Below are 25106 nucleotides of genomic sequence, written 5' to 3'. Positions count from 1 at the left end.
ATTGAAGATAGTTTTGGGTTTATCATTCAATATACTCAATCTAAAGAACGGTTAAAACTACCCTATGAGAAATATTTTTTAATGATAAAGATCAGGAGTAGTTGGAGTTTTCATAATCAGAAAATGAATGATTCTCTTTTGTTTTAGAAAAGGTTACTGTATTTGATATGTGAACTACTAAAAAGGTGTAAATATTTTGATGTCATAAAAGATTATCAATCAAGAAAAGTGTGTTTCTAGCTTTTTATTACATCCGTGAACTAATAGTCTCCTAATATTCAGAGTTGTACTTAATATTGTTTTTCAATTATTATATAGTAATAATTCGGTAATTATACTTTAATTTTTTTTCTCAAAGAACTTTTTCACCCCAAAAATGGGTTTGTTGTCCGAACCGTTATTTAGATAACTGCTAATTTTATTACACTTATACCAGCAAGACCTAAAACGCTATGAAAAGAAGTCTACTATTAATAATAACCCTACTAATTACTGTAATTATTAACGCACAGCCTGTAACTACAGGACACTCTCGAGTAAATCCCGATCCTAACAATGATCAATCTTTATATACAAATGAATATATGGACTTAACAACGGGGAGTTACGATTATAATAATAATGGCAAAACCATCACTTTAGATAATAACAGTATTCTTATTGTTAGAGCAGGTGTAACTCTTGAAGTGAAAGACCTGTATTTAAAAGAAACATCAATTTTATATATCGAAAGAGGAGCTACAATTATCATTCAGGAAACATTTGAAGCAAAATCAACTGGTATGAACGAAATCCACTCTTTGTATTTTTATGTAAATGATAAACTTCAAAGTGATGATGCTAGTTATATCTTAGGAGGTAATGGTAGAATTACCTTTTCAGGGTCAAGTTTTGAGGTGGAAAACGGATCTACAGTTTGTATTGGTACAGAAGATCCAGAGTTTTACGACCCTGACCATGCGAATTTTGGTTTATCTCCTACAGAACCATGTAACAGAAATGGTGATTCAGATCGTTTCACAACAGATTTACCTGTAGAAATGATCTCTTTTGAATCTTCAATCGAAAATCATAATGTCATTTTAAATTGGGCGACAGCATCAGAAATTAATGCTTCACATTTTGTGGTTTTTAGATCAACGGATAAGGAAAATTGGGAAGAAATAGGTGAAGTAGAAGCGGGTGGTAATACTAATTTTAGACAAGATTATTCTTTTACAGATATTCCCAATGCATCATCAAATGTTGTTTATTATAAATTAGAACAATTTGATTATGATGGGAAAAGTGAAACATTTGGTCCTTTAGCAGTTAGCTTTAGATCGATTAATCTAATGTCAGCACAAGTTTATCCTAATCCTGTAAGGGATCAATTAAATCTTTCGATTACTGGATTACAATTGGGAAATGAAATGACTATCTCATTAATGGATAAAATGGGTAAGGTTATACATCAAGAATATAAAAAATTAAACGGTAGTAGTTTGATTTACAATGTGGATGAAACAGTTGATTTAGTGCCTGGCAACTATCTTTTGATTATTACTTCAGGATCAGAAAAAATTACGAAAAGGTTTATTAAACAGTAAACAAAAATGGCTGACACATTTAATTATTTTAATGTGACAGCCATCAATATTAAAGAGCTACTTTATAGATACTAAACTCTATTTCTTCCACATCCTCACCTGCTTCATTAATTCTAGAATTGGTATAATAGAGATGCTTATTGTAGATACTAAATGTATCGGCCCATTTCACTTGATTTCCTTTTACAAATGTAGACATTGCATGATTTTTTAAATTGATTTTCATAATCTTATCATGCTCTAAATCGGCTAAATATAATTGTCCTTTTTCGTCGATAATCATACCATCAGGAGCCGGTGTTTTCATCACAAATTCAACATCTGCTTCTATTTCTTCATTCGTTTTATTTATCAAAGAATTGGTAGGTATACGATATAAGCTGTATCCCGTTAAAGAATGGAAGTAGAGCATATCATTTTTGAGATCCAAAGCGATACCATCAGAATGCACTGTATTTTTCCATTCAGTCGCCCCAAAAGTTAAATGATCTGCCTCTGCTGTTGTAGAGAAGTGATTATCTAATACTCTTTTACAATTTCCCGATGCTAAATCAAGTACGATTAACCCTGCGTGGCCAGAATCTGTAAAGTAGGCTTTATTGTTTTTCTTATCTACCCTTAAATCGTTTACATAAGATTCTGGATGATAAGTACCCACTGAAAGAGGATAAGTTCTTTTTAACTCGTTGGTCGTTAAATCGAACACAAAGATTTTAGGAGCACCAATAACTCCTTGAAACAATGGGTTTCTAGTATCCAATACATATAATTCATTATCAAAAGCAACTACCGACTGCACTGCTATAAATAAAGAATCCGTCATGGGCATTCCTATTTTCCAATTATTCCACTCTTTAGAAGGGTAAGGAATTGAAGATCCATTTTCATCTACTTCTAACACAGAGTACATGACTCCTTTTCTCCAACGGGGAAAATTAGCAAAAACTCTTCCTTCATTAGAAACAGTAACACCTGTAACTTGTTGTCCCTTAAAGTTTGCAACTAAAGTGGGTATTTTATTTTGTTCTTCAGAACAACCAAAAAACAGAAAAGAAAAAAGGAAAAGAACTATTAATCGATTCATTGGATGTATTTTATGTTTTTTATTTTCAAATTCGTTCAATTTCAATATGATAATTCAGTGATTACCTAGAATAATCATGTATTAAAATATGTATTATTCTAACAATTTTATATGAAAATATTTATTTTAATCAATAAAGTCACACTGATGAACTGTTAATATAAATCTTTAACATAAGTTTACTGTATAACTTATTAATTACTGAATACAAATAAAACCCAAAAGAGAATTCTATACCTAACTGCAGAACTAAAAGTTTTTTTGTAAACAGCCTAAAAGTAAACAAATCTATTCATTAACATACATGTTATCTAAAAACTATTTCTATGAAAATCTTCTTACCCTTCGCCCTTATACTATTTTGTATAACTGTTTCTAATGCACAGCCAATTATTGGTCCTGACCATTCTGAAATATTTCCTGATGAGGAAATTGATCAAACAATTGGTGAAAATGAATACATGGACTTAACCACGGGGTCTTATAATTATAATGAGAATGGTGAAAAAAGTATCACCTTAGAAGAAAATAGTATACTATTTATTCGATCTGGTGTAACCTTAGAAGTGAGTAAATTGTCTGTTAAAAAGACCGCTGTTCTTTATGTTGAAAGGGGAGCAACGGTGATTATTAATAAAGATTTTATTTACGAATCAACAGGTGAAAGCGAAATACATTCGCTTTATTTTTATGCTAAATATAAGATACAAATTGATAAAGATGAGTATAAACTTGGAGGTACTGGAAGGATCACATACACCGGATCAGATTACACTGTTTCATCATCGGGAACATCAATATGTATTGGCACAGAAGATCCCGAATTTTATGATCCTGATCATGATGACTTTGGAGATAGTGGCGTTGAGGCATGTAACACCAATGGTAATACAGCCCAATATATTGCTGACTTACCGGTCGAAATGATCTTCTTCGAATCAGTAATCAATAATAATATAGTTACTCTAAATTGGGCAACAGCAGCAGAACAAGATGCCTCTCATTTTACCATTTTAAGATCAACAGATAAAATGAATTGGGAAGAAATTGGAGAAGTTGAAGCAGGAGGGAATACTAATTTTAGACAAGATTATTCGTTTGTTGATGCTCCAGAAACATCCTCAAGTGTCTTGTATTACAAATTACAACAGTTTGATTATGACGGAAAAAATGAATCGTTTGGTCCATTAACTGTAAATTTGATCGCAGTAAATACAATGTCAGCACAAGTTTTTCCTAACCCTACCAAAGATAAACTCAATCTTTCTGTAGGCGGATTAATATTGGGTGATCAATTGTCAATTTCTGTGATTGACAAATTAGGAAAGGCAGTGTATCAAGAACATCAAGATGTTAGTGGGAATAGTTTAATCTATAATGTACATCAGATTACAGATTTAAACCCGGGACATTATCTTTTAATATTGACATCAGGATCACAAAAAATTACGACTAGGTTTATTAAACAATAGAAAATAAAAATATTATCAAAAGGACAATTTCATACATATGAGATTGTCCTTTTCTTTGTAACTTTAAATCATATGAAATCAGATAGATATAGATAAATGATTGATTTATAGAAATATTCTAATGATCATTTTGACATAGCGAATAAAACTTAATAAGCCTAAAAAATTTAATCATGCGGAACTAGGAGATATATGACATGGTTATACAATTAGACGATCTATTCTACTTTTAATTTACTTGTTATATTTCTTACAATTCTATGAAGTACTATCTATCTATTGCACTAACCTTTCTGTGCCTAAGTTTTACGAATGCACAACCTTTACTTGTTGGGTATACTGAAATTACTCCAGATACAAATAATGATCAAACTCTGAATACCAATGAGTACATGGAGTTTACATCTGGAAGTTTTGATTATGGAGATAAAAGTATTACCCTTGATAATAATAGTATTGTTATCATACGTTCTGGAGTTACCTTAGATCTAAAAAACTTATCTGTAAAATCAACAGCAATTTTGTATGTCGAAAGAGGGGCTACAGTAACTGTCGATGAAGATTTTATTGTGACAGATACAGGTGAAGCCGAGGTGCACTCTCTTTATTTTATACTTAAATCCAAAATAGAAGCCAAAGATGGGGGAACTGTAACTGGTACTGGTAGGTTAACCTATCAAGGCAGTAGTTACGAAGTTGATGGAGGATCTTCTGTTTGTATAGGAACCGGAGATCCAGAATTTTACGATCCAGATCATGCTAGTTATGGTACAAGTGGTACTGTACCATGTGATCAAAATGGGAATTCAGCACAATTTATAGCTGATCTACCTGTTGAGATGATCTTTTTTGAATCCAATGTAAGCAATGGGAATGTAAATCTAAATTGGGCAACAGCGACAGAAGTTAACGCTTCACATTTCGTTGTTATGAGATCTACAGATAAAACCAATTGGGAAGAAATTGGATATGTTGAAGCTGGAGGCAATACAAACTTCAGACAAGATTATTCTTATACAGATTCACCTGTTTCATCTTCTGGTATTTATTATTATAAATTGCAACAATTTGATTATGATGGTCAAAGTGAGTTCTTTGGTCCGTTAACTGTAAGTTTGAATCTTAGTAATGGTTTTTCAGCACAAGTACATCCAAATCCTACAACTTCTAGTTTAAATTTATCTATTGAGGGATTACATGAAGGAAATCAATTATCGATAGCTGTAATTGATAAATTAGGGAAAGCTGTTTATCAAGAAAATAAAGAAGTAGGGGGGAATAGTTTGATCTATAATGTACATCAGATTACAGATTTAAACCCGGGACATTATCTTTTAATATTGACATCAGGATCACAAAAAATTACGACTAGGTTTATTAAACAATAAACTGATTTTCAAAATATAATTGAAGGACTATTTCATTGCTATGGAGTAGTCCTTTTTGTATTTCAAGATTAAAAATTTATGAAAATAGGGGTACTTTTTTTAAAAAAAGAAAATAAATCTATGTGTAATAATCTATTTCTGAAATAGTCTATAATTTGCATTATTCAATCTATATTTATTGTTTATTTTACAATTCTTAATAAACCCTATTTTAAACTGATATGGGAACGAGATGAGCTAATTACTAGTTTATAGCTACGGTTGACTTTATAACACATCTATTTAATTCACTTTTTATTTTATGACTAAATCTATGAAATTCTACTTGCCTTTTGTTGTTGCTTTGTTGTGCTTTGGCTTATCTAATGCTCAGCCTATAGTTGGAGGACACAGTGAAGTAACGCCGAATACAGGAGACGATCAAACATTGAATACAAATCAGTATATGGAACTAACTTCAGGTACATTTGATTATGGTGATAAAAGTATCACTTTAGATAATAATAGTATCCTAATTGTTAGAGCCGGTGTAACATTGGAGGTTAAGAACCTTTCAGTAAAAGGAACAGCTATTTTATATGTTGAAAGAGGAGCGCATGTTACTGTGGAAGAAGATTTTATTGTAACAGATACTGGCAATGCAGAAATCCACACTCTTTATTTTATTGCTGAATCCAAAATCGAAGCAAAAGATGGTGGTACTATAACAGGTACCGGAAGAGTAACTTATAAAGGGGGAGATGATTACGAAGTTGACGGAGGTTCTTCTGTTTGTATCGGTACAGAGGATCCGGAGTATTATGATCCAGCCCATGCGAATTATAATAAGAGTTCTGAACCTGCTTGCAATAAAAATGGAAATCCAGGGTTTAACCCCGATCTTCCAGTAGAAATGATTTTCTTTAATTCACTTGTTGAAAATGGTGAAGTATATTTATCATGGGCTACAGCTACAGAACAAAATGCATCTCATTTTATGGTGTTGAGATCTTTTGATAAAAATACATGGGAAGAAGTGGGTGAAGTAGAAGCTGGTGGAAATACTAATTTCCGTCAAGATTATTCTTATACAGATAAACCTAATGTGGTTTCAAATGTAGTTTATTATCAATTACTACAATACGATTTAGATGGAAAAACAGAGACTTTTGGTCCGCTAACAGTGAGTATGAATCCTTCTAACAATTTGGAGGCAGAAGTATTCCCTAATCCAACATCAGATCATTTAAATATTGCCATTGGAGGTTTAGTTATTGGTCACTCCTTAACAATATCAGTACTTGATAAATTAGGAAAAACAGTGTACCAAGAAACCAACGAAAATAGTGGGAATAGCCTTGTGTATAACATCAATGATATCTCCGACTTAGAATCTGGACATTATTTATTAATACTAACTTCTGGTTCACAAAAAGTGGTAAGAAGATTTATTAAGCAATAGATCCTCAAAAAAATAATTAGGTTGTTTATTATATCAAAAGCCCCGGGTTTTAATCCGGGGCTTTTGGTTATAAATTTATCCATTCTCCATCTTGAGGGATAAATACTTTATCTAATAATCCTTTTGATTGTAATTCTCTTTTTAAATCTGCACGTGTTGTAGGGCAGTGGTTCACCGCTTCCATATGATTGTGAAGTACTTTATTTGGAGCGTTTTGTGTGAACCTCACAATATCATCCATATGCATCAATAAAGGTTTAAAAATATCGAATTGTGCTGATCCAGAAGCACAAACACTTAAATCTGGATTATATTCTTTCAATACTTTATCAACATGTTCAGTATAAATAGTATCAGAACTTAAATATATTGATGGTTGATCTGGAAGTTCAATATAATAGCCCATCACATTTCCAGCTGGTTTCGCCACAAAACCATAACCATGTACGGCAGGGATGCCTTCAATTTTACCACCAAGAAAATCTACCCTTTTCCAATAATCAATAGTTTGAACTACATTCAATCCTCTTTTTCTTAATTCTTTTTCATCTAACACACTGCAAATTACTGGAGTGTTATTTTCGCGTAAAAATTGCTCTCCATCTTTATCTAAATGATCTGGATGAAGATGAGTAATTAAACAATGAGTCACTTTATCAAGAATTGGCAAACAAGCTGCAGGCAATTCGACTAAAGGATTTTTCTTTGCTTTAAAACGAATGAATGAGAAAGGAGGCATGGTAGATTTAGGACCTAACATCGGATCCACTAAAATCACTTTATCGTCGGCCTCAATCACCATAGTTGCGTTTCTGAAATGCTGAATTTTCATCTTACTGATCGTTTTATTTGAGATAATAGAACAAGATATTAATGAGTGATCAACTGTATCCTCATGAATATATTACAAAAGAAAGCGATGGGTGATAGAGATGCCTTGATTCAAATCAAGAAATTAATTTCGCTTTCGAATTCGGCTAAGCGTTTCGGGGGTCATTCTTAAATAGGTGGCTATATGATATAAAGGAATCTCCTGTAACCACTCCGGTTTATTTGATAATAAATCGAGGTATAACTCATCGGGAGTTAGGCTGAAATGTTTGAATTCTTCTTCTTCTTTTTTGGCAATAATATCTTTGAAGATTTCATCAACAAAATTCTTCCCACACTGATACCTTTCTAAGAAATCATGAAAGACATCAATACTTAATTCAAGAATGGTGACTTCAGTAAGCGTTTGAATATTTTTCTTGGTAGGTGTAGCATGCATTAAAGAGTAAAAGTCGTTGATGAATTGAGGTTTCACGAAAAAGTCAGTATTCATTTCCTTATCGTCTTTAGCAAAAAATTCTCTAAGTGAACCTGTTGAGAGGAACATTAGTTTTTTGACTATGCTTTCTTGTTGAATGATTAAAGTATTTTTAGGATAAGTCTTCGTCTCAAAAGAAGCAGCAAACTCTTTTAATCCTTCTTGATTAAAAGGAAATAATGAATTAAAGAAATGAAATATTTTTTCGTTGGTCATCGTCATTTTTTATTTAACTACTACCAATTAACGAAAGAATAGTTGTTGTGACAAGAGAAGTCTGTTAAGATCTTTAATAGCAAAAACGAGACTTCTAAATTAGAAGCCTCGTTATAACATGGAAATGCTAGTTTAAGTTGTATAATTGTGGTAGGGCGAACTGTCCATCAACAACTTCTTTATTGGGTTCATAGAATCGGAACTGTAACATAAAATCTCCATTAGGTGCCGGTAGCCAATTTTTCTTTTGCTTCTTGTCTTTAGGAGCTTCATGTGAGATGTAGATGGTTAACGACCCGTCTTTATTATATTTTAAGTCTTTCATCATACTACCCACTTTATATCTTTTGATCTCGTTTTCTACCATGAAACGATCTTCAGCATCATACATTGTCATCGACCAGAAACCACCAATCTCATAGTTAACAGGCATGTTAGCAGGAAGTGTGATTTCGTATGCATTTTTACCATTTAATACCTCACCGTTATTGTCGTGGTATCTTTTAGGGTACATCGCTCTTTCTGGAGAGTTCAAACCAATACTATTTAAGTTAATGGCAGATCTCTGCAAGTAGTCAGCACCATATTTACCTGCTTTGTATTCCCAGTTCCAACCGTTTACTGGAGTACTGCTATACTTTGCAGCATTTACGATCATTGCATACGCATCTTTGAATGCAGCAACTAATGCTTCTTTTTTATGAGGTGCTAAAGTATTTACACCACCTTTACCAAAACCGATGTATTCGAACTGCTCCGTTATTGGATGATCAGATTCCAAATAGTTCTCGTTTAAAGTTTTCTCGAAACGGTTGTACCAATCCAATCCCATTGGGAAGTTTACTTTTGGTGCACCCGACACTACTTTTGGAGCAGGTTGAACACCACCATTAGGGTAATCTGCTAATGGGAATAATCTAAATTGAGTTTGAAGATCTTGAGCAATTTTTTTATCGCTTTCCGATCCGTCTGTTCCTAAACGTCCTGCTAACCAAATATATCTTGTGTTAGAGTAGTATACAGGAAGGTTGTTCGGGTTTTTGAATTCATGACCTTTTTTGGCTAAGATGAAATACCCACCTTTGTCGCCTACAGTAGCATTACAAAGGTCCACTACAGACTCAGTATACATATCTAGAATCTGTTGGATCCAATATCTATTTTCTACTTCTGGAACAAACAATACTAAAGGTTGTTCTTCTAGATCACCCCATCCTTGGATATAATAAGTATCGTTGTTTGGAGTAGTATATGAACGGTCTCTGTAATCCCAAAGTCTTGTAATTGGTCCTAATTGATTAATAGGTGCCTGACCATTATTCGAAGGGGCATCAACGTTAGTTTGTAACTCTAAAGCGACATCCATCATTACTAAAGCCCAACCATAAATAGTGGCTTGCACACCTACATTGTAAGTAAAGTTGTATTCGTTTTGCTCTTTTTCGTTTAAAGTGTTTTGTTGAGCAACAGCACTAAAGTTTCCTAAAAGGAAAATACCTAAGATAAATAAGGCAATTTTTGATTGGAGTAGGTTCTTTTTCATATCGATTATTATCATCATCAGTAGTTTGTTCTACCAACAATTATATAAACGGTTCTCAATCGCTCATTTTTTACCTTTTAAGCTCAGATAATGTACTCCAAAGATCTTACTTCTGATATTTTAATGCGATAGATTTTGGAGTGACTCCAAATTGCTTTTTAAAGGCAAATGAAAACTTAGAAACAGTGGAATAACCGAATTTTCGGGCGATGTCTGTGATTTCGTAGTTTTTGGTGGTTAATAATAATTTAGCGTTTTCCAATCTTTGTTGTTGATAAAAATTGTGGGTACTAATACCAAACACACTCATAAAGTCCCTTTTTAATTTCGAACTCGAATAACCATAAACTTCAGCTAGTTCATCTAAGGTAGGTTTTTGATTTTCCAAATGATTCATCAAATACTCTTTTACTTTAAGAATCTGATCGAAATCCTCGGGATGAAGACTATGCTGAATGCTGTTTTGGGTCACACGTTCATAAAAAATACCAATACACTCTATCAGCCTAGATAAAATGATACTATTGTTCTTAGGTGAAGGAGAGGATAAATCGAGTTTAAAGATATCAGCCAATAATAAATGAACTTCAATTGGAGCGATGGAATACTTCACCCAAAGCTTGGAGGAAGGGAATATCGCATTTAAGATATTTTTAAATTCTGGGAAAGAATCGGCTATCTGATTTTTATGAAAACGAATGGATACCCACTGGTTTTTTTGATTAGATTTTAACTTTGATTTGAATGAATAGAAGGATTTATAAGCAATCATTGCCTCAGTAGATACACTGTTTTGTTGTATTTGATCTGTTGTATTGCGACCAATTTGTGCATCATACTCAAAGCGCATGATATAGTAATCATTTTGATTTTCCTCACTTTCAATAATTAATTGAACATCCTGTTTTGGCTTACAATAATAAATAGAGATATCCGCTCCATTGATTAGTGAATATAGTTTTATATCTAATTCAAAGGATTGATTATTAAGTGTTAAGGATTCTTTTGAGAGTTCCCCTCCAAGTTGTTGATGTAATTGCTCTAATAGTGAAAAAGCAGATCCTTCTTTGATTAAAATAGTATCCAAATCGATATCAATTTTTACTAAATGGGTGATTAAATATAGAACTCATTTAAGAGAAAATCATATTTATGCGTCGTAATCTCTGTAAGAATACAAAAAAGATTACCGTATTGAGAAAAGAATTACAAAAAATATTATTAATAAAACCTGCTTATATGTGGCGAATTAACAGTATTAAGAAATAAATTATAAAATATTTAAAAATATTTAGTCAAAATGTTGCAAAATTAAAATCAAGACTACATATTTGAAGTATGAATCGTTAAGCAGTGTGCCCCCTTCGGGGGGCATCACAGTATTTAGAATTCCTTGCATTGCAGTGGAATTCTTTTGTTAAAGGGGTTTGGTGTTATGCATCAAACCTCTTTTTTTTTCAGCCAACTTTTTCAACGTTTCAAACCTCAAAAATTCCTTTTCAGTAAATAGTTTAAACGCTAACAAAAAAAGCGGGGTTGATATAAAGGTATTATTATCAATTATCATCAACTACCAAATGAAATTTGCATTAACCGTTTTTACAATCTCATTACTTTGCTTTTCGTGTGCGAAAGAGGAAGTAAATAATAAAACTAAACCTCAAAAAGTAAAAATCACTAGCATTCACCCGAGTTCAGATCAACTGATGAAGGTGGTGACTGGTACGTCACACCCTAATAAGGAGGTGAATTTATCTTTTAGAGTACAAGGTCCTTTAATCGTTTTTGATGTAGAGGATGGACAATATTTTAGAAAAGGAGAAATCATTGGTCAGATCGACCAAAGAGATTACCTGATCGCATTCAACAATGCAAAAGCAAAGTTGAAGTGGTCGAAACAAGAATTTGATAGAGCCAAGCAGCTTATCGATCATCAGAACATTTCACAACAACAGTACGATCAGCTGGAAATGAATTTCATTACTGCTGAACATGACTTTAAAAATGCAGAAAACGCATTAAGAGATACCAAATTGGTTGCCCCTTTTAATGGGTATGTGAAGAACACATATACCGAAAAAGGGGAACACTTAAGAGTTTCTCAGAAGGTTGTGACTTTCCAAGATTACTCTAAAGTAAAAGTCAACTGCGTAGTAAACGAGGATATAGCACTTCACCCTGGTAAAATATCAAACATTCAAGTAGTTTTTGATGGTAAAAAAGAAGAAGTCTTCCAAGCTAAATTGGTGGAGATTTCTAGAGATACAGAGGGGCTTACAAACGCCTATCCGTGTATTGTTGAGGTGAAAGTAAAAGATCGCAACCTTATTGGAGGTATGACATCAGAAGTATATTTTGATTTGGCAAAGGCCGATAAAAATGATGTAATCGTACCTTCTACAGCGGTAATTAACAAAGCAAATGGTGAACAATTTGTATGGGCGGTTCAGTCCAAAGATCATACATTACATAGTTTGAAAGTGAAAGTCAATACTCTATTAAACGACGGACAAATGGAAGTAGAGTTATTGGAAAAAACAGACGCTAACATCATTGTAGCAGCAGGCGGTACCTACCTTTCGGAGGGACAAGAAGTGAGATATACGATAGACGAACCAATGATGACCGCTAAGAACTAAGTATGAATATCACGAAATTTACTTTAGAAAATAAACCGTTCTCATGGTTTGTCTTGCTATTGGTAATTCTTGGAGGTGTAGTTTCTTACGAGAAAGTAGGTAAACTAGAAGATGCTCCATTTACCATCAAACAAGCCGTAGTGTTAACGACTTATCCTGGTGCATCTGCAGAAGAGGTAGAACAACAGGTAACAGATAAACTGGAAGAAGCTATCCAAGCAATGGACGGTTTGGATTTCTTGGACTCTGATAGTAGAAATGGGGTATCAAGAATTCTGGTAGTACTTAAAAAGACAATTCCTGGTGATGAAATTCCACAAATGTGGGATATCCTGAGAAGAAAAGTAGGCGACGTTCAAGGTCAGCTTCCTGCGGGAGCATCAACGTCCATAGTAAATGATGATTTTGCCGATGTATTAGGTTTGTTCTATGGCATCTATGGTGAAGGATTTACTTACAGAGAATTAAACGATATCGCAGACGATTATAAAAAAGAATTACTTAAAGTCCCGAATGTGGCTAAAGTAGTGCTTTTTGGTAAACCTCAAGAAAGTGTCGATATCAAATTGACCTTTGGAAAAATGCACCAATTGGGAGTGTCTTTGGAAGAGGTAGTCAATGCTTTAAATCAACAAAACAAGTTAGTCAACTCTGGCTTTGTCAATACAGACAAACAACGTCTTAGAGTAAAAGTGGCAGGCGACTTTTCGATGGTTGATGAAATTGGACATTTATTCATCACCAATAGAAATGGCAAGCAGATTCAACTGAAAGATGTTGCAGAAATAGAAGAAAGTTACGCTTCTCCTTATACGACAAAAATGAAAATTCAAGGCCAATCGGCAGTGGGTTTTGCGATCTCAGCATCAGCAGGTGCCAATGTAGTAGAAGTGGGGGCAGCAGTAGATAAGAGACTTCAAGAATTAAAAGAGGATTTACCCGCAGGTATTCACCTGAAGAATATCTATAACCAAGGAATCGAGTCGAAAACAGCCAACGATGGTTTTGTATTCAACTTAATTGCTTCTGTTGGTACAGTAGTAATTATCCTTCTGTTCTTTATTGGTTTAAAGAATGGATTGTTGGTAGGATCTGGTTTGGTCTTCTCCATTTTAGGTACTTTGATATTCATGTTGGCATTTGGAATCAACATGGAAAGAGTAAGTTTAGCGGCCTTAATTATTGCTATGGGTATGTTGGTAGATAACGCCATCGTGGTCATAGAATCCATCTTGATGAAAATCAAGCAAGGAATCCCTAAGAAAGAAGCCATTTATCAGTCAGCACAATCGTCGTCATGGCCTTTATTGGGAGCAACAATTATTGCCATTCTAACCTTCCTTCCTATCCGTATTTCTCCGGATGCGACAGGTGAATACTTATCTTCTTTATTCTCCGTTTTGGCCATTTCATTGTTCTTAAGCTGGATTTTTGCCTTAACGCAATCGCCTCTAGCTTGTGATACCTTCTTGGAAGACAATACAGAAAATAGCGACGAAGAAGTAGATTTATATGGTGGTAAGTTCTATCAGAAGTTTAGAGCTTTCCTAACGCTATCAATTAAACATAAGTTTATTTCCCTAGCGGTGATATTGGGTATTTTCGGTACTTCATTATTGGTGAGTAAAAACCTGAAAGTAGTATTTATGCCGGAGTTGGAAAAGAACTTATTTAAGATCAATGCTTTCACTCCAGAGGGATCATTTATCTACTACACAGAAGAACAAGGCGATAAGATCTACAATTGGTTAAGCGAACAAGAAGAGGTAAAAGATGTAACGATGACGGTCGGTATGACTCCTCCAAGATACTTCTTGGCATCATCAAGTTATGGTCCACAAACCAACGTACTTAGCTTTATAGTTGAGTGCGAAGACTATGATAATGTAGAGAAAGTTTTCTCAAGATTAGAAGATCAGAAATACGACCTTTTCCCAGAACTTTTTGTTCGACCAGAACTTTATTCGGTAATGACTCCTTTAGACGGTAAAGTCGAAGCAAGATTTATGGGTAAAGATATAGAGGTACTAGACTCATTAAATAATATCGCTTTAGATATCATGAGGGAGTCGAAATTATCTCGTCATGTCCACAGTTCTTGGTTCAACATGTCGCCAGTTTGGGAATTGGAATATGCTGATGCGAAAGCGGCAAAATCAAATATTAGCAGAAAGAACATTGCCGAATCAGTAAGAGTGATGAGCGAAGGTATCACTGTTGGTACTTACAGAGAAGAAAACGAGTTGCTTCCTATCGTTTTAAAAACGAATGAAGGGGAAGTAGCTGATTTTAATAAACTTCAGAACATCAATATTGTAACGGCCAATAATTCGGTGCCATTACAACAAGTGATTAAGAAGATTAATATTGATTACGAATATCCATACATCCAAACTTACAACAGACACCGTGCTATCTCAGCACTATGTGATCCTATTGAAGGAGTAACTACAGGAGAACTACAAAAAGATGTTCAAGCCAAGATTGAAGCTATTGAGTTACCTGAGGGTTATTCTTTCATGTGGGACGCGGAGAAGAAAAATCAAGGAGAAGCAGTCGAAGCGATTGTGACTTTCTTCCCTTTGGCTTTCCTTCTTATTATCGCTATTCTGATTGCATTGTTTGGTAATTATAAACAAACCACCATCGTCTTATTATTACTTCCACTATCGTTAATTGGAGTGATATTCGGTTTGGTTGGTTTAGGTAAAGCCTTCGACTTTATGTCGTTTATCGGTTGGATTGGTCTACTCGGTATGATCATCAAGAACATTATCGTACTACTTGATGAAGTCAACATACAATTGAAACTTGGAGAGACTCAGTTAGAAAGTATCTTGAAAGCGACGATTTCCAGAACACGACCTGTATTAATGGCGGCCATTACGACCATGTTTGGTATGTTCCCATTATTACCTGATAGTGTCTTTGGTGCCATGTCAGTGACCATTATCTTCGGATTAGGCTTTGCAACACTACTTACATTGTGGGCAGTACCAGTAATTTATTCCATTTTCTATCAAATTAAAATCAAGAAATAGCTATGAAAAACTTAGGAGTATTGATAGGAGTGATGTGCCTTAGTTTATCATCACTTTATGGACAAATTGCCACGGACCCTTTCCTTCAAGAATACAGAAAGGATGCCGTAAACCACGAACAATTAGTGAAAATGGCAGAAGGAAATGTTGAAATTTCCTATCAACAATATAAAACAACAATTGCCGATATGATGCCAAAGCTTGATGCGAGTGCGGATTATTGGTATGTTCAAAATCCTATGACTTTCAGTCTTCCAGACGATGCAAGATTGGGAGAGTTATCAGGTGCTGAATTGGGTGGTTTAGCCAATCATCAATATGGTTTGTACACGAGTGTTACTCAGCCGATTTATCAAGGTGGAGTGTTGAAAGAGCGTAAGCAAAAAGCAGCTGTAGCCAATCAAATTAAAATGGATGAGTTATCGATCACTACTCAAGATGTGATTATGGCAACGGATCTTCAGTATTGGCAGACAGTGGCTCAAAAGGAAGTGGTGAAAGCCATGAAAGACTATGAGCACGACTTGATTAGAGTACAAGATTTGGTCTCACAAAAACTATCGTTCGGACAAGCAAATAAAAGTGATGTCTTGATGACGGAAGTGAGAGTGAAACGTGCCCAATTGGCCGTGGTGCAGTCAGAAAATACATACAAGTTGTTTTTGATGTCTTTGAACAGATTGATCGGAAAAGAGTTCGAAGAAGGTACTGTGGTATCCGATTCTATCTTGATTAATCACCCAGAATATTCTGAACTGCAGCACATTACTCGACCAGAATTATTGGTGAAAGAGAAAATGTTACAGTTGGAAGAGCACGACAAGAAGATTATTAGTGGTATGTATCGCCCTCAGTTATCAGGTGTGGGTACAGCTTCTTATGCTTCTCCAGGTTACAATATGTTACCGGGTGCAGTACCAAACGTTCAGGCAGGGTTAATGTTGAATATTCCGATTTATAATGCAGGGAAAAAGACACAATTAAAGACAGCTCAGCAGATAAAAATACAAAATGCAGCATTGTCTGTAGAAAGAGAAAATGAATTGCAACAATTGGAAATCGCTCAGAAACGAGTGGCTTACGAAAACGCAATGAAAGAAACCGAAATAGCGTATTCTTCACTAACAAAAGCAAGAGAGAATGCAGCGGTTCTTGAAGATAGATTTACAAAAGGGATGATCGAAATTCTAGAAGTAATCGATGCTCAGTTATATGTTGAGCAGGCGGTGGTAGAATACATCCAAAGTAAATTAAAGGCACAAATCCAGATGACTTATTATACTAGAGCAATAGGGCATCTAACTATCAACTAAAGAACAACTATATTATTAATTGCTATAAACCACCTCTAAGTTAGAGGTGGTTTTTTTATACTTTACATTAACGGTAAAGCATGAATATTCTTCACTTTTCGTTCAATTCTTTTATACTTTTCAATAATCAAACGATCGACCCCAAGTGATTCGATTTCTTCTTTTCCGATTTGAACCAGCGTATCGCCTTCAAAATACAATCGGAAAGTAAATTTGTGTCCTTCCCAAGGGCGATAACTACAATACTCTAAATTTTCGGTATACTGATCTCCAGCAAGACGATAGGTTCCTCCACCTGAAGCATAATATTCTGAGCTATCTTTTCCATGATGTACATCGTGATTAAAAAAGGCAAAGTGTTGCTGACTAAACATTTTAATCATTCTTCGATCGCTTAGATCCATAGTTTTTGATTCTTCGTTTTCCACACTCTCCGCAGAAATTAATTCCCATGTACCTTGAATATTGGGTATATTCGATTTTTTAATACACGAGGTAAAGGCAAGAAATATTAGAATACAAATAGTACGTTGCATAAGTGTTAGTGATGATGATTTAATTCCTAATTGAAACTGATTTATTTAATGAAGCTTTAAGTCCACATTTTCTTAGTTTCCATTTCACAAGTACTAATTTGATGTTTAATTGGGGAAATTACAGTTATTTTCGACTAACAACGCACATATATATTTAAACAGTATTTATCGATTACTGAAAGAAAGTAAACGACAAAAAAAGAGAGACAAACGAATGTCTCTCCATGAGTGAGTTAAGTTTTTATGTGGTTATGTGAGTTTATCTTAAAGGTTAAAGATTTTAGTGAATTAAGACTGAGTTTCTTTCTTAGACTTTTTTGTTGCTTTGTCCTTTTCAGCCTCTTTTTTCTTTTTATCCTCATTAAAAAGAATTTTTGATCCCCACTCAAGGGTACTTTCGCTCATTGTAAAAGAAGTGCTCATGATAGTAAAATTTATATATTCAAGGTTATTAAAATTCTTATTTAATCGTTGATACAAAACTAATTGAAAGTGAATAAAATACCTAATGCAACCGATTGAAATTTGATTTAATAACAATTTTTTTGTTCGATATTAAATTATATTTAACATTATTATTTAGAAATGAGATAATGATTTTTATAAAAAATACACTTTGAACTCGCATCAAGGAGCGTTTTATACTTTGTTTTTTAGTCGAATGACATTTATCTAAAGAATAATGAAATAACATATACATGCCTGAATTAATTTTTTTTTAACATCAGTTTCTCATCTATTATTTTAGGTTAGTAAGAAAATTACGATAAATTTGTTTTCGCTTATGTTAAAGGTGAACAATTACCTTACGAATAGCCTAAGTTCGATGAAAAATATTTTATTTCGAGTTTAGGTTCTTAAATCAATTTTTTATTTCACGAGTCATTAAGACTCAATGTATATAGTTAACAGAATGAAAGATATTATTACCCAATCGGGTTCGATTTCTTTAGAATTAACGGATGAACTTACAGATGATGTAGTGGATATGCTGGAAGAAACGCTTTGGGGAACCGAAGGCGGTCTGAGATATGTACATACAGAAACAAGAGAAAACTTAGAGAGAACCCCTAAAGCTTATTTTCTGAATCTTAGAAGAAATAATTCACTTCTAAGTACAATAACTTTAATTCATAAAAGCACTAAGCTGAAGGGGAATCCACTAGAAACATACCATATTCGTTATTTTGCTTTCTTGCCTTCAATGCAAAGTAAAAAGCAGAATGCGAATAAAAAGAAAAAGAAAAATAGTTTTCTAGATCAGCAATTGATCAATTTCTTTAATGACTATAGAATGCCTGAAAGTGCAGAAAATAACACACCACAATGTTTTCATGCACAGGTAGAAAACGATAACCTTCGATCAAAGATGTTTACTGAAAAGGTGGGTTTTGAAACGGTGGGTCGTATGACGACACTGACTTTTAGCCGTATCACACCAAAGAAAAGTGAGCATTTGGTAAAACTATCAGCCAACGAAAAATCTTTGATTACACAAAGAGCAGACGACTTTTACAAAGACTATGCTTTTTATTCTAACGAAACCATTGGCTTAACCGACGATAGCTATGTGCTTAATGAAGACGGTGAGGTAATCGTTGGAGGACAGGTGTACATCGGAAACTGGAAATTTAAACATCTTCCAGGAGTAGAGGGAATGATCGCAAAATACATGTTGCCTTATATTCCCTACGCCAATAGGTTATTCAACTTCAAACACCATACTTTTGTAACGGTAGAAGGATTGTTTTGGAAAAAAGGTTACGAACATAAGGTACAAGATTTCTTATCTTCAGTTTTGAAGGAAAAAGATAAAAATGTGGCCTTTATTTGGATGGATCCAGATTCAGAAGATTACAAAACAGTAAAAGATAAAGTAGATTGGGGAGTGTTGGAACACTTAAACAGCGGTTCCAAAACATCGGTGATACTTAGAACTGAGGAGGCCTTGCCTTCTGACTATGAAGCGTATCGACCGATGGATAAATACATTTCCGGCTTTTATATTTTATAATATCATTATTCACCATTGGAAGATTGCTAAAAAGTAATCTTCCAATGTCATTTTATAGCTTCCATTGACTCAGTATGACTTTCAATTTTGATCAATTTAAATCTGTAGAAAAACAGTTTGAAGGTGTCAATCAAACTACTCTCGATATTTATACAACCGTTCTCCTCACTGTTGGTTTCAGAGGGGAAGCACGCAGTATTGTCGAAGGAATTATTACACCTTATTTTTCAGATCAGACACGATCAGCACAAAAGAGGTCGGTGCAACAAGCCTGTGAAGAAATGGAAGTTTTGGGGATGATTACCCCTTTTCAGGTACAAAACGGCAAGTATTATCACGCCAATTCTTTAGAACATTTTCTATTTGCAGTTTATCATTTTTCTAAGAGAAAAGATGCACTGGTATCAGAGTGCCTAAGCATTTTGCAATCGACTCTCCCTCCATATGTAGAATCATGGGGTAGATCTGAGTTTAAATTGGAAAATGCTTTAAGGGATTTTATCCTTTCTGATGGTCAGCTTCAATATATTTTTACTCAGTATTTGAATTTTGATGGGGTAGGTTCAAACTATAAAATGAATCTGTTCTTTGGTTATCATACGCTAGTTCAGTTTGGTTATTTCGAGACCCAAAGATTCTTTGATTTAGATGCGGACATCAAGAATCGATTGCCATTTATTCTTTTAAAAGAGATTGAAAATGGAGATGCAGATCTAAATCTTATCGAACCATTAATTCCATCTGTCATTCATGATACTGTCTTACAAACCTATATCAAGGAGTACATATCAGTTTGTCGATTGGATATTGATGCTTCCACTCTAAAATTATCTGATGATATTGAAGTTGATCTTAGCCAACATAAAAGTGAAGCGCTCTTCTTATCAAAAAAATATAAAGAAGCTTTGGCCTTATATCTTTATGAGGCAGGGATTAAAGACGCATCAAAAGAAAAAACAAAGAAGAGTTCAAAAGGGTGGTCGTTCAATAGTGTAGATAAAGAAGCAACATTAGGAGTTCTTATTTTAAAACTACAAGCCGACGATATTCAAGTCCAAAGAAATAGATACAATTCTACCGCAGCCAAAAAAGAAAACTTCAATACTAAATTAGCTCATATTGTTCTGGATCTTCAGATGATCTACAGAAACAATAGTGCAATAGATTGTGAGCACGATCGCTATTCTTTAAAGAATTTAGCCATCGAATTAATCACGAATAGATCCATCAAATTACATCCTTTTATCTTAGCCAATGTTGCTTGGTTATTGGCTAAAGTATTTGGAAAGGAATTCAATTTATCGCCTTTAGATTTTAGTATCATTCCAGAACAGGTGTTGAAATTCTCTAAATACGGTTATGAATGGTATGCTTCGATTTTAGCCGAGGCACATCAGGCATTAAAGGAGGAAGGCTACGACGATGAGTTCGAACTGGAATATTTAATTAACGATGAATTTGTAAAGATTACCGAGTTCTTATCTGTCTCTGAAGAAGAAGAGTGGGAAGTGGTATTGAAGAAAATCAATACACTAGCGGAAGACTTTAAGAAGAATAAGAAACAAGCCTCAAAAGGAAAATCAGAATCTCGATTACTTTGGGTAGTGGCCGATCATCAATTGTATGTTCAGCCTATGGAACAAACCAAATTGAAATCAGGTAAATGGTCCAAACCCAAGAAAATATCTGATCGTAAATTGATGACCAAGCAGATCAAAGGCATGTTGGACATCGATCAGGATATTCTATCAAAAGCGGTAAAAACGTATGGTAGAGGATATGTAGATTATGATGTTTTGGAAGTATGGAAACTACTTCCTGGTCATCCCAATGTGGTTTTAGAAAGTGATGATAACGTTTCTGTGATTGTCGAAAAACGACCGATGGAATTGCACATCACAGAATATAAAGACACCTATAAATTATTTTTTGATAAAGACGTCAACATTGATTTCCCAGTAAAAAGGGAAACAGCCACCAGAGTAATTTATTATGATGTAGATAAAAACGTCAAGTCATGGTCGGTCAATTTTCCTACTGATGTGATCATTCCAAAATCGGCGAAAGAACAATTAAAAACGGTCGTGGCTTCTTTGGGGCACAGTATCAATGTGCATTCTCATGTAGAGGAAATCCAAGAGGAGTTACCAGAAGTGATGGCCGATAATACCATACATGCTTTATTGTCTCCAAGAGGGAATAACATCCTTTTAGAGATCTTTATGAAGCCTTATAAAACGCATCCTCCTTATGTAACTCCAGCAAAAGGAAAGGAGGTTTTAGTAGAGGAGATTGATAGAGAACGCACAAGATGCAAGCGTAATTTAAAGCAGGAAGAAGAAATAATTTCTCAGTTCTTCTATCATCGACCTCATTTGGAAATGACACACGATGGTCATTTTGCCTGGGAGTTGAGAGATAGAGAAGAGACATTAAACACCTTACTCGAATTGCAGAAAGGTGATGTTCAACCCGTAGTAGAGTGGCCAAAAGGAGCACGATTTAAGCTATTGGGTAATGTATCGGGGAGCAACATCAATATGCAAATCCAAAACAAGAAAAGAGATTGGTTTGCCATTGGTGGAGACGTTCAGATCAACGAGGAAGTGGTGGTTTCATTAACTGACTTAATGAAACAATTCCGTAACGATCCGAACAGTAAATATGTAGAGATCAAAGAAAATGAATTCGTAGCCCTTACCGATAATTTAAGAAAACAATTACAAGCCCTAACAAGTATTGGGGTCGAAGATAAATTAGAATTTAGAGTCCACCGAATGGCTTCTTATGGGGTGCTGAATGCATTATCAAAAGAAGCTTTGGTGAGAGCCGACGACTCTTGGACTACCCTTCAATCTAAAATTGAAGAGACCAACGGGAAAGTCTATCCACTACCAACTACTTTACAAGCCGATTTAAGAGATTACCAACAAGACGGTTATCAGTGGTTATCACGTTTAGCCACTTGGGGTGGAGGTGCTTGTTTGGCTGATGACATGGGTCTGGGTAAAACATTACAAGGTCTAGCACTAATGCTCGATAAAGCATCAGATGGTCCTTCTTTAGTGATCGCTCCAACTTCTGTAACGTTCAACTGGGTGAGTGAAATCAGAAAGTTTGCACCGACAATCACGCCTAAATTATTATCAGCTTCAGCGGATAGAGATCAACTGATTAAAGACGCTAAGGAGTATGATATCATCATTTGTAGTTATGGATTGCTTCAAACCAACTACAAGAAAATGGTAGAGAAAGATTGGAACATCGTACTACTTGATGAAGCCCAAGCCATTAAAAATAAAACTACGAAGCGTTCTCAAGTAGCCATGCAATTGAATGGTAAAATGAGAGTGATTACTACAGGTACGCCTATTGAAAATAACTTGGCCGAACTGTGGAATTTATTCGAATTCATCAATCCAGGCTTACTCGGAAATTGGGAATCGTTCAACAAGAACTTTATCTTAAGAATTACCGAATCAGGTGATGAACACCATGCAAAGTCAGCCAAAAAAGTACTTAGAAAACTAATTGCACCATTCATCCTTCGTCGTAAGAAAAGCGAAGTATTGGATGAACTTCCTCCAAAAACAGAATCGGTATTGTCTGTCGATTTCAACGACGATGAACTTACTTTATACGAAGCACATCGCCGAACTGCACTTGAAGAAATCGAAGGCATTCTGCAATCCAAAGAGCAAAAAGATGCCACACTTCAAGTATTGGCAGAACTCACAAAACTACGTCAATTATGTTGTCACCCTCAACTGATAGATCATACTTGGACGTTGCAAGGAAGTAAAATCAAACTCCTTTTAGAAACCCTCCACGAACTAAAGAAAGGCGGACACAGAGCCCTCATTTTTAGTCAGTTTGTAGGCTTTTTACAACTAATCAAAAATGCCATCGAAGACGAAGGTTTCACCTATCAATATTTAGACGGATCGACACCGCTTAAGAAAAGAGAAAAAGGCATCTCCGATTTCCAAAAAGGTTTAGGCGATGTTTACCTCATTTCACTCAAAGCCGGAGGCACAGGTCTAAACCTCACCGCAGCCGATTATGTTATCCATATGGACCCATGGTGGAACCCGGCAGTAGAAGATCAAGCCACCGACAGAGCCCACCGTATTGGCCAAGACCGACCAGTGACTGTTTACCGCATGATCACCAAAAACACCATCGAAGAAAAGATGATCGCCCTCCACTCCGACAAAAGAGAACTTGCCGACGACCTACTATCGGGAACGTCTAAGGCGTCGAAGCTCAATACGCAAGAGTTATTGAAGTTGTTGCAGGCGAATGAGACGTTGTTGAAACCGTAGGGGGAACTGAGGAACTAAGGAACTAAGAAACTAAGGGGGAGAGTCTTTTTTTTAAGGATGATTTATTAATAGAAGTAAGAGGTAAAAGGTAAGAAGTAAGGGGAGGAGTATCGAAAGCCCAGGATTTTAATTCTGTGGATTTTTTGTATTGGGAGTTAGGAAGACACTGGCGCTGATGTTAAGCGCAGCGTCATCAGTGCCTATTAACGTTAGAGATCTCCCGATCTCGTGTTCAAATGAAAAGTTAAAAATGAAGAATGAAAAACGTGAAATGTTATTTTAACGCTCGTTTTTTACTTCAATGTATTGAAATTTAATTTTGCTAATCAGAGACACAAAACCGTAACCCTAATAATTTTTGAAACAGAAATTAAATCATGAACGATATATGTGAAAAATAATGATCAAACGAGCGTTAGATCTACATTTCACGTTTTTCATTTTTAACTTTTCATTTTTAATTTCTACCCAAAAACAATTGTCTTAAACAAAATAAGCCACAAATAAGTTATCTGTTTTTCAACCATTAACTTCCTTCAACTATGAAAACGCTATCGCTCATTACACTCGTTTTACTATTTTTCTCGTGTTCTACCTCCAAAACTGTAGTCGTCATTCCCGCCCAGCAAACCCTTGATTATGATATTTCGAATTATGATATGTATTCCTGTTCAGTCGACAATCTGAGTGGGGAAGAACTAGGCGTTCAGGTGTTAAACAAATTTTCTGGGGAGAACATCAGAGGATTTGGATTAAATGCTCATCGAAAAGAGATTGTTCTCGTCGAGAAAGAAGGGATTTTACATTTAAGTAATTCATCTGATAAGCCTATGAGGGTGAAGATCTCTACCCAGGAAACTACTCGAGAAGCAGTGGCTATGAAAGAGCCTTTTGTAACTTTCACTTTAAGAAACAACACGTCTAAATCAATTCCTTTGATTATTCCGGGGGTGATGAATCCCAATTTATCTCCTTTTTCGAATAGTGGTGTTGATTTAAAAATCGGACAAGAAATATTATTTAAGGAAAAAGGGAAAACCTACCAATTGTTGGTGGTGGATAATACCATAGAAAAGAATTCTAAATTGGATGTAGCCCAGTTAATCAAAACTAGAAAATCTGAATTAGGGTTATAATCAAATAGGTTATATATTGATGAAATAACCATATAAGTTATATTTTAAATTTATAACATA

General features: G+C 34.8%; 17 protein-coding genes. 10 read left to right on the top strand and 7 right to left on the bottom strand.

The genetic code is table 11. The annotated features are described in order from the left end of the window. Nucleotides 1–452 precede the first annotated feature (452 nt). Nucleotides 453–1589 carry a T9SS type A sorting domain-containing protein gene (locus KMW28_RS28450; RefSeq protein ID WP_169662469.1) on the top strand — a complete coding sequence of 379 codons (1137 nt, stop codon included), beginning with the start codon at nt 453–455 and terminating at the stop codon, nt 1587–1589. Nucleotides 1590–1638: 49 nt separating this feature from the next. On the opposite strand, the gene KMW28_RS28445 is transcribed toward KMW28_RS28450, so the two are convergent. Next, nucleotides 1639–2673, bottom strand: coding sequence for an L-dopachrome tautomerase-related protein (locus KMW28_RS28445; protein ID WP_169662470.1), 1035 nt, complete (start codon nt 2671–2673; stop codon nt 1639–1641). A 326-nt stretch (nt 2674–2999) separates the two neighbouring features. On the opposite strand from KMW28_RS28445, the gene KMW28_RS28440 reads away from it, so the two are divergent. From KMW28_RS28440 to KMW28_RS28430, 3 genes are all read left to right on the top strand, one after another. Further along, on the top strand, nt 3000–4145 hold the full coding sequence (locus tag KMW28_RS28440; protein ID WP_169662471.1) for a T9SS type A sorting domain-containing protein: 1146 nt from the start codon (nt 3000–3002) through the stop codon (nt 4143–4145). 260 nt (nt 4146–4405) lie between these two features. After that, nucleotides 4406–5533: a T9SS type A sorting domain-containing protein gene (locus tag KMW28_RS28435; RefSeq protein WP_169662472.1), complete on the top strand. Its 1128-nt coding sequence runs from the start codon at nt 4406–4408 to the stop codon at nt 5531–5533. Nucleotides 5534–5846: 313 nt separating this feature from the next. Then, a complete protein-coding gene (locus KMW28_RS28430) occupies nt 5847–6974 on the top strand; it encodes a T9SS type A sorting domain-containing protein (RefSeq protein WP_183363896.1) in 1128 nt (375 codons plus the stop codon). A 67-nt stretch (nt 6975–7041) separates the two neighbouring features. On the opposite strand, the gene KMW28_RS28425 is transcribed toward KMW28_RS28430, so the two are convergent. The 4 genes from KMW28_RS28425 to KMW28_RS28410 all read right to left on the bottom strand — a co-directional run bounded on the left by KMW28_RS28425 (nt 7042) and on the right by KMW28_RS28410 (nt 11129). After that, the gene (locus KMW28_RS28425; protein WP_169662474.1) at nt 7042–7806 is read right to left on the bottom strand and encodes an MBL fold metallo-hydrolase; all 765 of its coding nucleotides are present in this window, start codon (nt 7804–7806) and stop codon (nt 7042–7044) included. 123 nt (nt 7807–7929) lie between these two features. Next, nucleotides 7930–8499, bottom strand: a complete 570-nt coding sequence (locus tag KMW28_RS28420) for a Crp/Fnr family transcriptional regulator (RefSeq protein WP_169662475.1) — start codon at nt 8497–8499, stop codon at nt 7930–7932. A 127-nt stretch (nt 8500–8626) separates the two neighbouring features. After that, nucleotides 8627–10060, bottom strand: a complete 1434-nt coding sequence (locus tag KMW28_RS28415) for a DUF1254 domain-containing protein (RefSeq protein WP_169662476.1) — start codon at nt 10058–10060, stop codon at nt 8627–8629. 88 nt (nt 10061–10148) lie between these two features. Further along, nucleotides 10149–11129: an AraC family transcriptional regulator gene (locus tag KMW28_RS28410; RefSeq protein ID WP_169662477.1), complete on the bottom strand. Its 981-nt coding sequence runs from the start codon at nt 11127–11129 to the stop codon at nt 10149–10151. Nucleotides 11130–11619: 490 nt separating this feature from the next. Here KMW28_RS28410 and KMW28_RS28405 point away from each other — a divergent pair, with 490 nt between their 5' ends. From KMW28_RS28405 to KMW28_RS28395, 3 genes are read left to right on the top strand one after another with little or no spacing between them, the layout of a single operon-like run. Continuing rightward, nucleotides 11620–12681, top strand: a complete 1062-nt coding sequence (locus KMW28_RS28405) for an efflux RND transporter periplasmic adaptor subunit (RefSeq protein ID WP_169662478.1) — start codon at nt 11620–11622, stop codon at nt 12679–12681. Between the two features lie 2 nt (nt 12682–12683). Then, complete coding sequence (locus KMW28_RS28400; protein ID WP_169662479.1) at nt 12684–15722, top strand: efflux RND transporter permease subunit; 3039 nt, start codon at nt 12684–12686, stop codon at nt 15720–15722. 2 nt (nt 15723–15724) lie between these two features. After that, on the top strand, nt 15725–17035 hold the full coding sequence (locus tag KMW28_RS28395; RefSeq protein ID WP_169662480.1) for a TolC family protein: 1311 nt from the start codon (nt 15725–15727) through the stop codon (nt 17033–17035). Between the two features lie 62 nt (nt 17036–17097). Here the strand turns inward: KMW28_RS28395 and KMW28_RS28390 are convergent, their stop codons facing one another. Continuing rightward, nucleotides 17098–17571 carry a hypothetical protein gene (locus tag KMW28_RS28390; protein ID WP_169662481.1) on the bottom strand — a complete coding sequence of 158 codons (474 nt, stop codon included), beginning with the start codon at nt 17569–17571 and terminating at the stop codon, nt 17098–17100. Between the two features lie 288 nt (nt 17572–17859). Next, nucleotides 17860–17994 (bottom strand): hypothetical protein, encoded by a 135-nt coding sequence (locus KMW28_RS28640; RefSeq protein WP_260157716.1) that lies wholly within the window; start codon nt 17992–17994, stop codon nt 17860–17862. A 490-nt stretch (nt 17995–18484) separates the two neighbouring features. On the opposite strand from KMW28_RS28640, the gene KMW28_RS28385 reads away from it, so the two are divergent. From KMW28_RS28385 to KMW28_RS28375, 3 genes are all read left to right on the top strand, one after another. Next, on the top strand, nt 18485–19585 hold the full coding sequence (locus KMW28_RS28385; RefSeq protein ID WP_169662482.1) for a hypothetical protein: 1101 nt from the start codon (nt 18485–18487) through the stop codon (nt 19583–19585). 74 nt (nt 19586–19659) lie between these two features. Beyond that, a complete protein-coding gene (locus KMW28_RS28380; RefSeq protein WP_169662483.1) occupies nt 19660–23910 on the top strand; it encodes a DEAD/DEAH box helicase in 4251 nt (1416 codons plus the stop codon). A 542-nt stretch (nt 23911–24452) separates the two neighbouring features. Continuing rightward, nucleotides 24453–25046: a hypothetical protein gene (locus KMW28_RS28375; RefSeq protein WP_169662484.1), complete on the top strand. Its 594-nt coding sequence runs from the start codon at nt 24453–24455 to the stop codon at nt 25044–25046. The last annotated feature ends 60 nt before the right edge of the window (nt 25047–25106 follow it).

Source organism: Flammeovirga yaeyamensis, from assembly GCF_018736045.1.
Classification (GTDB): Bacteria; Bacteroidota; Bacteroidia; order Cytophagales; family Flammeovirgaceae; genus Flammeovirga; species Flammeovirga yaeyamensis.
Note: the sequence above shows the minus strand (reverse complement) of the source record. Positions and strands in the feature narration are given on the sequence as shown.

Excerpts from the sequence above, each read along its gene's own strand:
- KMW28_RS28440 (WP_169662471.1), top strand. The coding sequence starts at position 3,000 with ATGAAAATCTTCTTACCCTTCGCCCTTATACTATTTTGTATAACTGTT.
- KMW28_RS28405 (WP_169662478.1), top strand. The coding sequence starts at position 11,620 with ATGAAATTTGCATTAACCGTTTTTACAATCTCATTACTTTGCTTTTCG.
- KMW28_RS28385 (WP_169662482.1), top strand. The coding sequence starts at position 18,485 with ATGAAAGATATTATTACCCAATCGGGTTCGATTTCTTTAGAATTAACG.
- KMW28_RS28390 (WP_169662481.1), bottom strand. The coding sequence starts at position 17,571 with ATGCAACGTACTATTTGTATTCTAATATTTCTTGCCTTTACCTCGTGT.
- KMW28_RS28380 (WP_169662483.1), top strand. The coding sequence starts at position 19,660 with ATGACTTTCAATTTTGATCAATTTAAATCTGTAGAAAAACAGTTTGAA.
- KMW28_RS28395 (WP_169662480.1), top strand. The coding sequence starts at position 15,725 with ATGAAAAACTTAGGAGTATTGATAGGAGTGATGTGCCTTAGTTTATCA.
- KMW28_RS28400 (WP_169662479.1), top strand. The coding sequence starts at position 12,684 with ATGAATATCACGAAATTTACTTTAGAAAATAAACCGTTCTCATGGTTT.
- KMW28_RS28430 (WP_183363896.1), top strand. The coding sequence starts at position 5,847 with ATGAAATTCTACTTGCCTTTTGTTGTTGCTTTGTTGTGCTTTGGCTTA.
- KMW28_RS28425 (WP_169662474.1), bottom strand. The coding sequence starts at position 7,806 with ATGAAAATTCAGCATTTCAGAAACGCAACTATGGTGATTGAGGCCGAC.
- KMW28_RS28445 (WP_169662470.1), bottom strand. The coding sequence starts at position 2,673 with ATGAATCGATTAATAGTTCTTTTCCTTTTTTCTTTTCTGTTTTTTGGT.
- KMW28_RS28640 (WP_260157716.1), bottom strand. The coding sequence starts at position 17,994 with ATGAGCACTTCTTTTACAATGAGCGAAAGTACCCTTGAGTGGGGATCA.
- KMW28_RS28450 (WP_169662469.1), top strand. The coding sequence starts at position 453 with ATGAAAAGAAGTCTACTATTAATAATAACCCTACTAATTACTGTAATT.
- KMW28_RS28415 (WP_169662476.1), bottom strand. The coding sequence starts at position 10,060 with ATGATGATAATAATCGATATGAAAAAGAACCTACTCCAATCAAAAATT.
- KMW28_RS28435 (WP_169662472.1), top strand. The coding sequence starts at position 4,406 with ATGAAGTACTATCTATCTATTGCACTAACCTTTCTGTGCCTAAGTTTT.
- KMW28_RS28420 (WP_169662475.1), bottom strand. The coding sequence starts at position 8,499 with ATGACCAACGAAAAAATATTTCATTTCTTTAATTCATTATTTCCTTTT.
- KMW28_RS28375 (WP_169662484.1), top strand. The coding sequence starts at position 24,453 with ATGAAAACGCTATCGCTCATTACACTCGTTTTACTATTTTTCTCGTGT.